The sequence below is a fragment of the Providencia sp. wls1914 genome, assembly GCF_009706645.1.
Classification (GTDB): Bacteria; Pseudomonadota; Gammaproteobacteria; order Enterobacterales; family Enterobacteriaceae; genus Providencia; species Providencia zhijiangensis.
Genome location: NZ_WLUN01000015.1, coordinates 243,933 through 259,457 on the forward strand (window position 1 = coordinate 243,933; position 15,525 = coordinate 259,457).

General features: G+C 46.0%; 11 protein-coding genes and 1 pseudogene. 2 read left to right on the top strand and 10 right to left on the bottom strand.

The window, feature by feature from the left end:
* Positions 1-159: 159 nt before the first annotated feature.
* On the bottom strand, positions 160-516 hold the full coding sequence (locus GKR74_RS10205; RefSeq protein WP_154603475.1) for a YcgJ family protein: 357 nt from the start codon (positions 514-516) through the stop codon (positions 160-162).
* Between the two features lie 256 nt (positions 517-772).
* Between GKR74_RS10205 and GKR74_RS10210 the strand changes: the two genes are divergently transcribed.
* Positions 773-2,065 (top strand): MFS transporter, encoded by a 1,293-nt coding sequence (locus GKR74_RS10210; RefSeq protein ID WP_154603476.1) that lies wholly within the window; start codon positions 773-775, stop codon positions 2,063-2,065.
* Between the two features lie 84 nt (positions 2,066-2,149).
* Here GKR74_RS10210 and GKR74_RS10215 read toward each other — a convergent pair whose 3' ends face one another.
* Positions 2,150-3,280, bottom strand: a complete 1,131-nt coding sequence (locus GKR74_RS10215; RefSeq protein ID WP_154603477.1) for a hypothetical protein — start codon at positions 3,278-3,280, stop codon at positions 2,150-2,152.
* Positions 3,280-4,383 carry a hypothetical protein gene (locus tag GKR74_RS10220; RefSeq protein WP_230089143.1) on the bottom strand — a complete coding sequence of 368 codons (1,104 nt, stop codon included), beginning with the start codon at positions 4,381-4,383 and terminating at the stop codon, positions 3,280-3,282. The genes GKR74_RS10215 and GKR74_RS10220 overlap by 1 nt, the downstream gene beginning before the upstream one ends.
* Before the next feature lie 430 nt (positions 4,384-4,813).
* Here GKR74_RS10220 and GKR74_RS10225 point away from each other — a divergent pair, with 430 nt between their 5' ends.
* Entirely contained in the window at positions 4,814-5,527 is a 714-nt protein-coding gene (locus GKR74_RS10225) for a UTRA domain-containing protein (RefSeq protein WP_154603479.1), read from the top strand.
* A gap of 189 nt (positions 5,528-5,716) precedes the next feature.
* Here the strand turns inward: GKR74_RS10225 and GKR74_RS10230 are convergent, their stop codons facing one another.
* The 7 genes and pseudogenes from GKR74_RS10230 to hutU all read right to left on the bottom strand — a co-directional run bounded on the left by GKR74_RS10230 (position 5,717) and on the right by hutU (position 15,046).
* On the bottom strand, positions 5,717-7,399 hold the full coding sequence (locus tag GKR74_RS10230) for an electron transfer flavoprotein-ubiquinone oxidoreductase (RefSeq protein WP_154603480.1): 1,683 nt from the start codon (positions 7,397-7,399) through the stop codon (positions 5,717-5,719).
* A gap of 11 nt (positions 7,400-7,410) precedes the next feature.
* Positions 7,411-8,361, bottom strand: a complete 951-nt coding sequence (locus GKR74_RS10235; RefSeq protein WP_154603481.1) for an electron transfer flavoprotein subunit alpha/FixB family protein — start codon at positions 8,359-8,361, stop codon at positions 7,411-7,413.
* 14 nt (positions 8,362-8,375) lie between these two features.
* Complete coding sequence (locus GKR74_RS10240) at positions 8,376-9,131, bottom strand: electron transfer flavoprotein subunit beta/FixA family protein (RefSeq protein WP_154603482.1); 756 nt, start codon at positions 9,129-9,131, stop codon at positions 8,376-8,378.
* 138 nt (positions 9,132-9,269) lie between these two features.
* Entirely contained in the window at positions 9,270-10,709 is a 1,440-nt protein-coding gene (locus tag GKR74_RS10245) for a purine-cytosine permease family protein (RefSeq protein ID WP_154603483.1), read from the bottom strand.
* A 282-nt stretch (positions 10,710-10,991) separates the two neighbouring features.
* On the bottom strand, positions 10,992-12,128 hold the full coding sequence (locus GKR74_RS10250; RefSeq protein WP_154603484.1) for an acyl-CoA dehydrogenase family protein: 1,137 nt from the start codon (positions 12,126-12,128) through the stop codon (positions 10,992-10,994).
* Positions 12,089-13,321, bottom strand: a pseudogene (locus tag GKR74_RS10255) (CaiB/BaiF CoA transferase family protein). The gene GKR74_RS10250 and the pseudogene GKR74_RS10255 overlap by 40 nt, the downstream one beginning before the upstream one ends.
* Before the next feature lie 57 nt (positions 13,322-13,378).
* Positions 13,379-15,046, bottom strand: coding sequence for a urocanate hydratase (gene hutU / locus GKR74_RS10260; RefSeq protein WP_154599763.1), 1,668 nt, complete (start codon positions 15,044-15,046; stop codon positions 13,379-13,381).
* Positions 15,047-15,525: the final 479 nt, after the last annotated feature.

Below are 15,525 nucleotides of genomic sequence, written 5' to 3' on the forward strand. Positions count from 1 at the left end.
ATAAATTGAGGTTATTTTATAATTAAATAATAGATAGTAATTTTAAACTTAATTTTCTAACGTTAAAAAGTCATTTGAAATCGAATTTATTTTAATTAAGTAAAGCCTTATACAAAGGCTTTACTTTTAGTAAGGATTTTAACAATCTAAATATAACTATTATTTTCCAAACAGTTTTTGAGTGTACTCTTTAGATACTGCGCTTCGCTTACCATCCGCCTCAAAGTAACGATCCACATGGCATTTTTGCTCGTTAATATCGCAAAAAATTCCATTGGCAAACGTCATCGCCGTTTTATCAAAATCGCCACCTTGCTCAATTGCTTTCGCGCGTTTATCACCTAAGTATTTTTTCGTTAGTGCAACAGAAACGCCCTCTTTGGCGCTAACGCACACATATTTATCGCATAACACATTCTTTTCTGGGGATTTTAAGGCTGAAGTCGATTTTGCTGACGCCAACATTGGTAATGCCGCGATCGCAAGCCCTACGAGACACACTGCTTTTAAGTTCATATAACGCCTTTTTTGAGTAATAACACAACTGCAATATCACATTAGAGTTTTATTTTGTGGATAAATTCCCAGTCGTCACCACTATTTAATGTTTACTGCTAACTCTATCCACTTAGTGCATGATTTTAACTTTTCATTAACACTTTCAATTGTTATTTATTGCAGAAAAGATGAGTGTATAAGCGACAATTTAAATAATAAAAATACCTGCAACTCTGCATTCAACCCAACTAAGCACCCCATAAGAGAGTGATGTATGACAACAGAGACAGTCGCGATTAAATCTTTTGGCACCACAAAAACCACCTCGAAAGTGTTATTTATCTGCTGGATGAGCATTTTATTTGAAGGCTATGATGTTGGCGTGATGGGCGCTGTTCTTCCCACTCTCGCAGAATATAAACAGTGGAATCTCACCCCTTTAGAACTTGGCGCTCTTAGCAGCTACGCTTTAGTCGGCATGTTTTTTGGGGCATTTATTATCGGTACGCTGAGTGAACTCTACGGTCGCCGACGTATGCTTTTAGCCTGCGTCACGCTCTTTTCATTGACGATGCTTGCCGCTGCCCTTGCCCCAACACCTTGGATGTTTGGGCTGATGCGTTTTATTGGTGGCGTTGGACTCGGGGGTGTTATTCCCGTAGCAGCCGCGTTGACCATCGAATATTCCCCTGCTGAAAAACGTTCTTTTAACTACGGCATTATGTATTCCGGCTACTCATTGGGGATCCTCAGCGCCGCACTGGTCGCTATGTGGTTGCTAGAACAATTTGGATGGCGCAGTGTGATTGGCTTTGGTGCATTACCGCTTTTGTTAATTTGGCCGATGGCACGTATCTTGCCTGAATCCCTTGAATTTCTAACTCACAAAGGGCGCCACACCGAAGCACAATCTCTGGCACAGAAATTAGACGTTGAATATCAAGCTCCACCCGCACAGCAAAAACAGCAACCTCAACGTTTGAAAGAAATAGTCTCCGTGGTTTTTGCGTGGACACATTTGCGCGCAACCGCGTGTTTCTGGATAGCCCTATTCTGCGGCATGTTGCTGGTGTATGGCTTAAATACCTGGCTACCGTCGATTATGCGCAAAGAAGGCTATAACTTAGGTTCCAGCCTAACTTTCCTTGTGGTATTTAGCTTAGCATCCGCATTAGGGGGCTTATTCTTAGGAAAAATTGCAGATAAACGCGGCGTTCGCGGCTCGGTTGCCTTTTTCTTCTTGCTCGGCGCGATAGGCATTGGCTGCATGGTTTTCAAACAAAATATCTATATTAACTATTTACTTGTGGCATTTGCTGGGGTCGGCAGTATTTCCGCAGCGCTGATTTTAACTGGCTACATCGCCAATTATTACCCATCAAAAGCCCGTGCTTCAGCGACTGGCTGGGCATTAAGTTTCTCACGAATTGGTGCGATGACGGGGCCTATGTTTGGTGCGTATATCGCCAGTTTGGGGATAGCGACCAGCTGGAACTTTATCGCCTTCTCGGTGGTGGCGGTGATAGCGGCAACAGCCGTGATTTTACTGCCACGAAAACGCCCATAGATAGCGGGTTAGCCAGTAAATAGAGGTAAATTGGCAAATAGGGGCATATCGCCCCTATTCAATTTTGAAACTAATACTTTGAAATTAATACGCGAGACGGTAATGCACCTTCTCGCCTGCGGTTAACGCTGGCGAATCACTGTAATTACTTGATAATTCAATAAACCCACGTAATTCAGGAATATATAATTTTTGATACCATTCTAGCTCTGAGCGGCGATGCAATTGATTGCTAGCAAAATCGAGGATCAAACATTTCTGTCCGCTTCTCGCTGATTCCATCACCAACAAGCCATCGTCCCAGATAACCATATCTTGCAGATGGTTATAACCCGCTTCCTTGATTAGCTTAAAATTCCCATCTTGATACTGATAAAGGGAAAATAATCGGCGGGAAGGCTCTTGAGCCGCCAAATAAATATCCCCTTTCTGATTCTGAACCGCCTCATTAATACGAATAGGCAACCATCGATGGCTCACTACGTTTTTCTGCGCGATGTTCACCACCACTTCAAGAGAGCCCATTTCGTTACCGTAGCTGTACCACACAATCACATTGCCATCATGAACCGCATAAGAAAATGTCGAATTATCCGCGATTTCTTCAGGATAAAAACGCTTCACAAGCTCACGTGGATCCATCAAATATTGCCACGTAAGCCCTTTATCCGTGCTGGTGAAGATCTTTTGGTTGTCGATCAAGACATAAGGCTCCCCCTGACCACTTTGGTACATTTTCCCGGTAATTGCCGCATAAATGTATTCACCATACCCATCTTTCCAAGGCGTTAGAGGCTTAATCGAATTATCCGCTAAATTCACAATTCGATACCCATCGCGCACCATTAAAAGGCACTGAGACTCTTCACACACCGCGTTATAAAAACTGTCGCTAAATTGCGTGATAAAACGCACGCTATCTTTATTGGCAAATAACACCTGATAACTATCTTCCTGTGCAGGCGAAAACAAATCTGACCGATTGTAATAGTAGGATGAGCGGCCATTTTTCTGGGCAATGATCAGCGTGCCGTCTTTCGCAGGATACGTTTTGGCATAATCATAATCCGCAATATAAGCATTGCTCTCTTGGCTATTCTCTTTCCACTGCCATGGCGTATCATTCCCACCAAATACCAGTATCAATGTTGATCCAATACACACCAAGAAAACGGCACCCGTCACCAGAAAACGCCAACTTAGAAATGGATTCATTAGCGTACCTCCATAACATAAGTATCTTTACCTTGTTGGCGTCGTAATGCGCTCAAGACAGCTTGGGTTTGGTAATAGCCATTACCCCGTTTCGAAAATCGATAATAAGCCGCCATACCAAGGGCAATTAAGAAACAGATGCCCAATGTTATCGAGCTGGCAAAACCAATAAATATCAGGTCATTATCGAGCAAATACAGCCAATCCCAATAATCCCAGTGATTTCCCCTGTCAACAATATCGCTAATTGCTGTCGCGCCAAAAATCGCCAAGAATAATGCCAAAATAATGCCCGTGATCCCCCATAACGCCAGATACAGTCCGCGTTCTTGCGCCATACCTCGGGCAGACAACGTGTAAGCTAAATTATCTTGGTGGTTATACAGACCAAATACGACGCTATCAGGAAACCTATCTTCGACTTTGGAGTGATAGACTTCTACCTCATCCCCTTGAGCGAGAAAAAAGCTGTGGTTATTAAAGAAGGGTTTTGAGCCATCTAACTTGAGGTTTAAATGGCTTTTATTCACTTGAAGCTCTACTTCATTGCGGGTGTATGTTCCCCCACGATAATAATATTCAATCGTCTTGATACTCTTAATATTCACTTTGCCTTTTGTCACCTGTAACGCGGTTTCAGGGATAGGCTTTTGCTTTCGAGAATTTATTTTGAGTGGTTTGGATTTCGGGTTTTTAATTCCTTCAATCTGAATCAGACTTTCGCCAGAAATTACCTGAAACTTGCCCGCTATCACTAAATCTAATGCGCGTAAGATGGTTTTTCGTTTTCGGCTAAAAATAGTGAAGGTTTGTGAAATGCACATAGACAGCAGAACAGCCCCCACAAAAGCCGCCATGCCTAATAATGACCCTAAAACAATTAACCATGTGCTCTCTTCATCATTAAACACGCAAAAAAATGCGGGGATAAAGAGTGCAGCAAGCCCAAAAGAAAGCAGGTACTGCTTTACTAACCCTTTGTCAAATTTAAGGTTTCTATCAGGTTCCAAACGGCCATGTTCTGGGTGATACACCCAATTGAGCCAATAGCTCCCATCATTCAGTTGTTCAGCAGAAATAATCAACGTGTCGTCTTTATTCAATCGTTCCAAAAATATTTGACTGTTTTCAAAATCTTCAGCATTGAAAAAAAACACTTTATCCGAAGTTATTAGTCTCACCATGCCCTCTGGTGAAACCTGTTTATAATCGCACTGAATTAGCTTAACGTGAAAATATTGAACACCCATCAATGATGCCTATTTGTTATAGTTAATTTAACATTATGATAATAAATAAAGGTATATTGCCCTAGTTAAACTTGCCCTATACTAGAACAATTCAGATAATTACAGGCTCAAAGGCAATCAGTTAAAAGCTGATAAATGCCTGTTTTACTCTTAAAATGCAACCAGACTCTAGTAAAGGAAATAATTACTGCTAGACTGGCGCAGATGAGTTATTTTGAATACATTACATCCCAAGAAACCGTTATTTTATCCCTACCGTTAACGACAAATTTGAATAAACGCGATGACATCAAAACCGGCCTACAAGCAAATTCAATCTTACATCCTACGGAGTATTGATTTAGGGATTTTCAAACCCGAAACTCAGATCCCCACTGAACTTGAGTTATGTGCCCAATTTAATGTTAGCCGTATGACGGTAAATAAAGCGATTTCTGAACTCAGCCAGAAAGGCATCTTAAATCGGATTGCAGGAAAAGGGACTTTTGTTGCTACTCAAAAGCATGAACTCCCCGTCACCAAAGCCTTTGATATTTTTGATGAAATTTCAGTTAGTGGGAATAAATATGCAGGCCACCAGCTACAGCTAAAAATCATCCCTGCCACTGCAGAAATTGCCCTACAACTTGGTGTCACGGAAGGCAGCGATATTGGCTACTGCAAAATGCTGCATTTTGAAAATGACATTCCACTGATGCTAGAGGAACGCTATGTGAATCATAGTATTGCCCCTGAATTTGTTCAGCAGCATTTTGGCAATAGTGAAACTCCAAGCGGCTATTTACAGCGCCATTTCCCTGTCAGTGAAATGGAGCATACCATTGAAGCAATTTTGGCCACTAAGCCTATCGCTCAAGCCTTATCCATCAAAGAACATGCCCCTTGTTTGCAGCTAAGCCGCCGTACATGGACAGGCAGCACGTTGATCAGCTACGTCAATATGATCAGCGCAGGCTCCCGCTATAAATTGAAATTACATTCCCGCATTGAAAGTTAATCTTTGGTAATAAACATTCATCAAATAAAGCTGTTACCAAATAAAACAAGCATAAAAAATGGGGCACTCTGGCCCCAAAACGACTGATAAACAAAGAAAATACCGTTCGATAATCTCCACATCACAGACATTACGTCAGGTATCAACACATCAACATCACAACAAATCATTTTCTCACAACAAAGATAACTACATGCCTTGATAAATAGGTCCTTCTCCCCCTTGCGGTGCTGTCCACGTAATATTTTGCAGAGGGTCTTTGATATCACACGCTTTGCAATGCAGGCAGTTCTGCGCATTTATTTGCAGTTTTTCCTGCGCCTGATCATTCACTATTTCATACACACCCGCAGGGCAATATCGCGTTTCCGGTGAAGCATAAGTGGATAAATTCACGCGAATAGGAATTTCATTATCTTTTAAACGTAAGTGGCAAGGCTGCTCTTCTGCATGGTTTGTATTGGATAAAAACACCGATGAGGGTTTATCAAATGACAGTTTGCCATCCGGTTTTGGATAATGGATAGGCTGAAATTCACTGGCAGGCCTAAGCCCTTGGTGATCATCCCGTTTGAGCTTCAGCGTCCAAGGGCTACGCCCCTTTAATAACCATTGCTCAGCACCGAACATCAACGACCCCATCACTAACCCTTTTTTCATATACGGCTTGAAATTACGGCTCCGATAAAGTTCGTCATACAACCAGCTTTGTTCGAACTTTTGCTGAAATTGGCGGGTAAATTCTGCGTAATCGACGCTATCTTCGACGAACGATTCAAATAAAGCCTCTGCCGCTAACATGCCGCTTTTCACCGCGCAGTGGCTACCTTTAATGCGCGCTGCATTCAAAAAACCTGCATCATCGCCAATTAATGCACCGCCGGGGAAGCTTAACTCTGGTAATGCGGATAACCCCCCCGCCACCATGGTACGCGCCCCATAACTCACGCGCTCACCTCCTTGCAAAAAAGCACTGAAGGCAGGATGAGTTTTTAAACGCTGAAATTCATCGAATGGGGATAAATAAGGATTTTCATAATTCAGCCCTACCACCAGCCCCACAGCGACTAAGTTTTCCCCATAGTGGTACGCGAATCCGCCCCCATAGGTTTGGTTATCCAACGGCCAGCCGATTGAATGCACCACGAGCCCCGCTTGATGCTGCTCTTTAGGAATTTGCCAAATCTCTTTAAGGCCCAACCCATAAGTCTGTTTACCGCGGTTTGCCGCTAAATCAAAATGAGCAATTAACTGTTTACCCAGTTGCCCTCGGCACCCTTCAGCGAAAAAAGTCATTTTGGCTAACAGGTTCATACCGGCTTGATACATGGCTGTCGGGTTGCCCTGTTTGTCTAGCCCCATGTCGCCAGTGGTGACGCCAATAACCTGTCCTGCATCATCAAAAAGGATTTCGGTAGCCGCAAACCCCGGGAAAATATCGACACCGAGTTGCTCCGATTCTACTGCAAGTGCTGCACTGACTTGCCCAAGGCTGCCAATCACATTACCGTGGTTTTTCAGGCAAGCAGGTAACAAAGATAATGGCAATTTGCTGGCTTTGTTCTCTTTGAGCCATAAAAAACGATCTTCACTGACGGCGGTGAGTGAGGCAGAAACGGTTTGCTGCCAGTCGGGTAATAACTCATTCAGTCCACGCGGATCGATCACTGCGCCCGATAAAATATGCGCCCCAACTTCGGCGCCTTTATCAATTAAGCAGACGCTAAGCTCCCGACCGGTTTGTAACGAGAGCTGTTTAATGCGAATTGCCGCCGATAATCCTGCGGGCCCACCACCGACAATCAGGACATCAAACTCCATGGATTCTCGCGCACAAGACGCCGAAACATTCGCACTATTGTCGATAGTCATTTTGCTCTCTCCTACGCCAGCGCTTTATCAAATTCAGGTAAGATCTCAAACAGATCCCCCACAATGCCGTAGTCTGCCACTTGGAAAATCGGCGCTTCCGGATCGCTGTTAATCGCCACGATCACTTTGCTCTCTTTCATGCCCGCGATATGTTGAATGGCGCCGGAGATCCCAACTGCAATATACAGATCTGGCGCGACGATCTTGCCCGTTTGTCCGACTTGATAATCATTTGGCACATACCCCGCATCCACTGCCGCACGGGAAGCCCCCACCGCAGCCCCTAATTTGTCGGCAATGGTTTCCAGCAAAGCAAAATTCTCACCGGAACTTAAACCGCGCCCCCCTGAAATCACCACTTTGGCAGAGCTTAATTCCGCACGGCTCATCTGGGTTAATGACTGGCTAGTGAGCGCCGAAAGTTGGGTGAACTGCGCAACAGACACAGGTTCGATTCCTGCAGGGGACTGGGTTGCAGTCGCTCCTGAAAATGCTGAGCTGCGTACGGTGATCACCACCTGATTGCCATTGTTTTGCACCGTCGCCAACGCATTTCCGGCATAAATTGGGCGGACAAACGTTTGTGCATCCACCACTTGGGTAATATCCGAAATCTGGGAAATACCCAGCGTGGCAGCGACGCGAGGGGCAATGTTTTTACCAAATGTGGTCGCAGGAAAGATAATGTGGCTATAGCCCTGCGCCACGGCAACCACCGCGCTCGTCATGGATTCCGCCAGCGCATTTTTGAGCGGTTCGGCATCGACGGTTATGACTTTTTCGACGCCGAGAATGGATGCCGCGGATTGTGCCACCGCAGCCACTTGGCTTCCCGACACCAGCACATGCAAGCTTCCGCCCTGTGCAATGATTTCGCGTGCCGCCGTTATGCTGTTATAGGTTGAAGATTTAATGGTTTGGTTATCGTGCTCAACAACGACTAAAACGGATAATTGGCTCATGTTCAGGCTCCCTGTTAAATCACTTCTTTGGCTTGCAGTTCAGTCACTAACGTGGCGGCATCATTCAACATGGTGCACTGCCCAGAACGCTTTTTCGGTTCCATCACGTTGACGATTTTTACTTGCTCTAATGGGCTAAAATTCAGTGTGGAAATATCAATGATGTCTAATGCTTTTTTCTTTGCCTTCATGATGTTAGGCAATGTGGCATAGCGAGGTTCATTTAAACGCAAGTCGGTAGTCACAATCGCAGGCAATCCCATGGATAAGGTTTCTAAGCCGCCATCGATTTCACGCGTGACTTGCAGCGTTTCGCCCTCGACCACAATGTGTGAGGCAAAGGTGGCTTGCGCACAACCCAATAGCGCTGCAAGCATCTGCCCAGTTTGATTGCAATCATCATCAATGGCTTGCTTGCCGAGTAAAATTAAATCCGGTTGCTCCTGATTCACCACTTGCTGTAAAAGACGGGCAATATCCAGCGGCTCTAACGCCATCTCTGCGGGTTTTTGAATCAAAATGGCTCGGTCAGCCCCAATCGCCATTGCACTACGCAGCGTATCTTGCGCCGTGGCTTCACCAATGGAGACTGCAACTACTTCGGTAGCTTTGCCCGCTTCTTTCAAGCGTACCGCCTCTTCTACCGCAATTTCATCAAACGGGTTCATCGCCATTTTGACATTCGCCAGCTCCACTCCAGAGCCATCGGCTTTAACCCGTACTTTGACGTTATGGTCAATGACCCGTTTTACTGCGACTAAAATTTTCATAACCACTCCTATCGCGCACTTTGTTACTGCTATTTTTGAGTTGAGGGAGCCCATAGCAGTGAATATTTTCACTGCTAGGACGCCATCACTGACTATTTTTATCGTTGGAAAATTAAGATGTTACCTAAGAAATAAACCTTATTTGGTTTCTGGCAATATCAGGCTTGGCGCCACTGACATTGGCCAAATTTTTACCGCGACATAGTAGATGATACTGGTGGCCACTAAACCGACAATCCACGAAATATCCACGCCGCCTAGGCTATCGACCAACGGGCCTGTATAGAATCCGGTGGCAATAAATGGCATTTGAATCAATACGCCAACCACGTAGGTGATGATCCCCACTTTGTTCCAGCGACCATAACGGCCATTCGGGTTGGATAATTGCGGAACATCGTAGCGACCTTTCGTCACCCAGTAGTAATCCACTAAGTTAATCGCACTCCATGGTGTAAAGAACGCTAATAAGAACAGCAAGAAAGCCGAGAACAGTTTTAAGAATGAATGTTGCCCAGCCAGACCTAAAGCCGTCGAAAAGCTCACCATGAGGATAATAAAGAACAGACGCTGCCCACGGGAAATCTGGTGTTTTCCACGGAAACCACACCAAATCGCCGCCATCGACATAAAGCTACCGTAAGCATTCAGCGCGGTAATCGTCACTTTGCCAAAGAAAATGCTGATATACAGCAGCGCTGCAATTAAGCCCGTGCTGCCTAAGCCAACAATGTAGGAAACTTCATGACCCGCAAATTGATTGCCAGCAAGCGCTGCCGCAAACACCCCTAGGATCATCGAGGCTTGAGTCCCGATCACCGTACCTGAACCCACCGCTAAAAACGCTTTAATGGTTGGGGTTTTGGTTGGCAAATAACGGGAGTAATCCGCCACATAAGGGCCAAATGCAATCTGCCAAGAAGCCGATAGCGACATCGCTAATAGGAAATTTGTCCAATCGAAATGACGATTTGATAATAATACTGAGACGTCATTCATATAGAACAGACGGAAGAACAGGTAGAAGAAGGCGATAACGCCGACGACACTCGCCACTTTACCGAGAATGTGGATGATGCGGTAGCCGCAGATAGTGATACCGATGATCACAATCCCGAAAATCACGATCCCCATCCAATCACTGACATTCAGTAATTGCCCCACAGCCTGCCCCGCCAATACTGTCCCACTGGCCGAGAATCCGACGTACATCATGCAGACTAATAAAATCGGGATGACCGCACCATAAACCCCAAACTGCACGCGGCTGGAGATCATTTGAGGTAGACCCAGCTTCGGCCCTTGTACCGCATGGAGCGCCATAACCGCGCCCCCCAGTAATTGGCCGATAAACAAGCCAATCAACGACCAAAAGACATCGCCCCCCAGTACAACCGCTAGCGCACCGGTGACGATTGCGGTGATTTGTAAGTTAGCCCCAAACCACAGTGTGAATTGGCTCGACAACGTCCCATGTCGCTCAGATTCAGGAATATAGTCAATGGAACGTGCTTCGATAAGCGGAACATTATCTTGGCGAGACTGCTTTTGCCCGATGATATCGTTGGAAACTGTCATGGTAATTCCTCTTTAAGCAAGGCTGGCTTAAAGAATGAACCAATTAGTCGTCAGTAATGAATTCTCTATGTTGTGAGCACAGACATTTGACGTGATGCAGGTATGTTATTGTTTTATCTACCCGTCATTAATAATTGAAATACATTCTTAAACCTGATTGTTGTTGTGTTTTTAAGTCCATGATCCTGTTGTCAGGGTAGTGCTCCTGTTATTGCTTAGATACTCATTGCTGGAAAAACCCCGATAAGTCCTGTCTTACCTATCGGGTCGATCACATCAAAATTAAGCGTCGAGAACGGCGCGAGAAATAATGATTTTTTGAATTTCTGACGTCCCTTCAAAGATACGCAAAATGCGGGCATCTCGTACATAGCGCTCTAGGGGTAGATCGCGAATATAACCATACCCCCCATGCAATTGCAGCGCGGCATCCGTCACAAAACCGGCGCATTCCGCCGCAAACAGTTTTGCGGTGGCTGATTGCAAACTAAAGCGCTGCCCAGAATCGCGCAGCTCAGCCGCGTTCCATGTCAGCATACGCGCGGCTTCCAACTGGGTGTGCATATCAGCAAGCTTCCATTGCGTCCCTTGATAAGCCGCCAGCGGCTTCTTACCAATCTGACGCTCTTTCACCCAGCCTAATGTACTTTCCATGGCTGCACGGGCGATCCCCAATGACGTTGCCGCCACTTCTACACGACCTTTATCCAACACTTCCATCGCCGTATGGAAACCCTTGCCCTCTTCGCCTAGTAATGCCGATTCTGGCAGCCAACAGTTGAGTGCTAATTCATAGATGGTGCTACCACGCAGTCCCATGGTCTTTTCTGGGTGAGAGAACGCGACGCCTTCTGTTCCTTTCGGGATCATAAAAGCACTAATGCCACGAGCGCCTGCTTCAACATCTGTTTTGGCGTACAGCACAATAAAATCCGCTTCTTTGGCATTGGTAATATAGTGTTTGTTGCCACGAATGTGCCAACCGCCATTTTCACGGGTTGCTGTGGTACGCATATCCGCGGGATTCGAACCTGCGGCGGGCTCAGTTAACCCAAACGCACCCAGTAATTCACCACTCGCCGCTTTTGGTAACCAATAATTTTTTTGCTCTTCAGTTCCGCCAATCAGAATAGAATCTGTTGCTAAGAAATGGGCGGTCAATGCGGAGGATGTCGAGGCACAAGCCGCTGCCACCGCTTCAACAATCATGCTCATGGCAATACTGCCAATCCCAAAGCCGCCATATTGCTCCGGTAAGTTAATTCCCCAACAGCCCATTTCACCCAGCGCGGTTAAGCTTTCCGCACAGAAAATTTCTTCTTCGTCATAGCGTTGGGCGTTCGCTTGCAGGATATCGCGACACACTTTTTCAACGGCCTCTACAATGGCGTACTCGGTTTCATTAATATCAAAACTCATTGCATCGTCTCCGCGCTTTTTATCGTTGTCGTTGTGACTGTAGCTGTCGATTTATAGCGTTCATTGCCTTCCCCAAGAACAGGGGCTCTTTGGGTGACCTTCGGTTTCACGCCATTAAAGAAAACAGGCTGAGAAATCAGAGGAGTACCACCATCATTTAAGTGGGTTAGCACCTGGCGAACTTCAGCATGCTCGCTTTGCGTCGCTTGCTGTAAATTGTGAATCGGTGAGGCAGGAACGCCAGCATTCAGGAGTAAGTCACACACTTCCTCGACACTTTTTGTTCCTGTCCAGCGCTCAATTTCTTCACGTAGCGCCGCTTGGTTTACCGTACGAGTCGGGTCATTCAAGTAACGCGGGTCTTGGGATAGCTCCGGTTTCCCCATACATTCACAGAAACGCTGGAACAGTTTTTCACTGGCAATCGCGATCACCACCAAACCATCTTTTGCTTGGTAAGTATCAAATGGCGTGGAAACAGGGTGACGATTACCCACTAAACTTGGCGCCTTACCATTTGCAAATAAGTTAGATAACCCAGTGAGCTGCATACTGAGCAGCACATCCACCATGGCAACATCCAGATATTGTGCACCTTCACCGTGACGTTCGCGAGCAAACAGTGCGCTGCTAATCGCCCATGAGGCAAATACGCCCGCACAGACATCCCCGATGGATTCACCACTTCGCGTAGGACCCGACTCTGGGGAGCCTGTCACGCTCATCAACCCAGACATGGCCTGTGCCACAATGTCATACGCTGGATAGCTCGCAAGGGGGCTGTTTTGCCCAAATCCTGAAATGCTGGCGTAGATAATGTTGGGATTAATCTGTTTGACGCTATCGAAATCGATCCCAAGACGCTTGGTGACGCCGGGGCGGAAGTTCTCCACCACCACATCACTCTCTTTGATCAATTGGAATAAAATCTGACGATCGCCATCGTCTTTAAGATCTAACTCAATGCTGCGTTTTCCGCGATTGATCAGCCCGTAATAAACACTTTCACCGTCAATAAAAGGACCAAGATGACGGCTATCATCACCATGATCAGGCACTTCGATTTTGATCACTTCTGCGCCCAAGTCTGCCATCATGCCAGTGCAGTAAGGCCCTGCTAGCACACGGCTTAAATCAATCACTTTGATCCCAGCCAGAGGCCCGTGTGGTTTTTGAGTCATTGCCGCATTCATCGTGAATTCCTTATGTGAGGCTAAAAGGTGCCGACTCCATGGAGCCGGCATTCGACATTACTTGACCATTGGCAAGTTAAGGCCTTGCTGCTTCGCACAATTAATGGCGATGTCATAACCGGCATCCGCATGACGCATGACGCCAGTTGCTGGGTCGTTGTGCAGCACACGAGCAAGACGTTTATCTGCGGCATCGGTGCCATCACACACAATCACCACACCAGCATGTTGAGAGAAGCCCATTCCCACGCCGCCGCCGTGATGCAAGCTCACCCACGTTGCCCCGCCTGCGGTGTTCAGCAGCGCATTGAGTAATGGCCAGTCAGAGACGGCATCAGAACCATCTTTCATAGATTCCGTTTCGCGATGCGGGCTGGCAACGGAGCCAGAATCAAGATGGTCACGACCGATGACGATAGGGCCTTTTAGCTCCCCATTTTTCACCATCTCGTTAAACGCGCGTCCCAATCTTTCCCTGTCTTTCAGCCCCACCCAGCAAATACGTGCCGGTAAACCTTGGAATGCAATACGCTCGCGCGCCATATCCAGCCAGTTATGGAGGTGTTTATCATCTGGGATCAGCTCTTTGACTTTTTGGTCGGTTTTGTAGATATCTTCAGGGTCACCCGACAGTGCCACCCAACGGAATGGACCAATCCCTTCGCAGAACAGAGGACGAATATACGCAGGCACAAATCCTGGGAAATCAAAGGCATTATTCACACCTTCATCTTTGGCCATCTGGCGAATATTGTTACCGTAGTCAAACGCTGCCGAGCCACGTTTTTGCATTTGCAGCATGGCATCCACCTGCACCGCCATGCTTTTCTTCGCCGCTTTAGTCACTTCGGCTGGCGCAGTTTGTTGCTTGTCACGCCACTGGGCTAATGTCCAACCTTGTGGCAGATAACCGTGTACTGGGTCATGGGCGCTGGTTTGGTCGGTAACTGAATCCGGCGTGATATTGCGTTTGACTAACTCGCTATACACATCCGCCGCATTGCCTAATAAGCCCACGGAAACTGGCTTACCGCTCGCTTTAGCTTCTTCGATATAGCCCAACGCTTCATCTAGGGAAGTGGCTTTTTTATCTACATAACGGGTTCTTAAACGGAAATCGATACGGCTTTCATCGCACTCAACCGCAATCATGCTAAAGCCAGCCATCGTTGCCGCTAAAGGTTGTGCTCCCCCCATACCGCCTAAGCCGCCAGTTAGGATCCAACGCCCCGCAGGGTTACCATTAAAATGCTGTTTTGCCAGTGAAACGAAAGTTTCGTAAGTGCCTTGTACGATCCCTTGTGAACCGATGTAGATCCATGATCCGGCAGTCATCTGCCCGTACATCATCAAGCCTTTGCGATCTAATTCGTTGAAATGATCCCAATTCGCCCAATGAGGAACAATGTTGGAGTTAGCAATTAAAACGCGTGGTGCGTCTACATGGGTTGGGAAAACCCCGACTGGTTTACCGGATTGCACCAGTAATGTTTGATCGTCTTCGAGGGTTTTTAAGACGTCTAAAATCTTGTCATAGCATTCCCAGTCACGGGCTGCACGTCCAATGCCACCATACACCACCAAGCTTTGTGGATGCTCAGCGACATCTGGATCTAAGTTATTTTGGATCATGCGGTAGACTGCTTCAGTCAGCCAGCTTTTGCAGCTCTTTTGGCTACCGTGCGGGGCACGGATCACGCGTGTTGAATCTGTACGGTTTAACATTCTTTTATCCCCTATCCATCCACTTTGTTTAACGCAAAATTAACAATTTCGGTTATTTATCATTGTTGAGTTAGTGGCTGCCAGATCATTCTCATACCGTGGGAATCTTTAAATTTAACATTAAAATCAATTTGTTAAATAAAATCAAAGAACGATTGAGAACAACTCTTTTTGCCCTGTTTGCTTAGTTGATAATTAAATATATATACATTTAATTCACAAAGTATATACATTGAAATTTGAATTTTTATCGCTACAGTGGAGAAGGGAGATGGAGAAAAGTTAGACAACAATAACTAGAGTGCTGTTTCTACACAAAAACTTGTATATACATTTGATTTTCTATGCAGAAACAAGCAAATAACAAAAATGGGAGAAGCCTCACATTAAGCTGAACGCCGTTACAGGCGATACACGCGTTTCATACTTAACCTTCTGAATTAATCGCCACCAAATAAAACACCCCATAAATATATGGG

Coding starts and splice junctions, on each gene's coding strand:
- GKR74_RS10205 (WP_154603475.1), bottom strand. CDS start 516: ATGAACTTAAAAGCAGTGTGTCTCGTAGGGCTTGCGATCGCGGCATTA.
- GKR74_RS10210 (WP_154603476.1), top strand. CDS start 773: ATGACAACAGAGACAGTCGCGATTAAATCTTTTGGCACCACAAAAACC.
- GKR74_RS10215 (WP_154603477.1), bottom strand. CDS start 3,280: ATGAATCCATTTCTAAGTTGGCGTTTTCTGGTGACGGGTGCCGTTTTC.
- GKR74_RS10225 (WP_154603479.1), top strand. CDS start 4,814: ATGACATCAAAACCGGCCTACAAGCAAATTCAATCTTACATCCTACGG.
- GKR74_RS10230 (WP_154603480.1), bottom strand. CDS start 7,399: ATGACTATCGACAATAGTGCGAATGTTTCGGCGTCTTGTGCGCGAGAA.
- GKR74_RS10235 (WP_154603481.1), bottom strand. CDS start 8,361: ATGAGCCAATTATCCGTTTTAGTCGTTGTTGAGCACGATAACCAAACC.
- GKR74_RS10240 (WP_154603482.1), bottom strand. CDS start 9,131: ATGAAAATTTTAGTCGCAGTAAAACGGGTCATTGACCATAACGTCAAA.
- GKR74_RS10245 (WP_154603483.1), bottom strand. CDS start 10,709: ATGACAGTTTCCAACGATATCATCGGGCAAAAGCAGTCTCGCCAAGAT.
- GKR74_RS10250 (WP_154603484.1), bottom strand. CDS start 12,128: ATGAGTTTTGATATTAATGAAACCGAGTACGCCATTGTAGAGGCCGTT.
- hutU (WP_154599763.1), bottom strand. CDS start 15,046: ATGTTAAACCGTACAGATTCAACACGCGTGATCCGTGCCCCGCACGGT.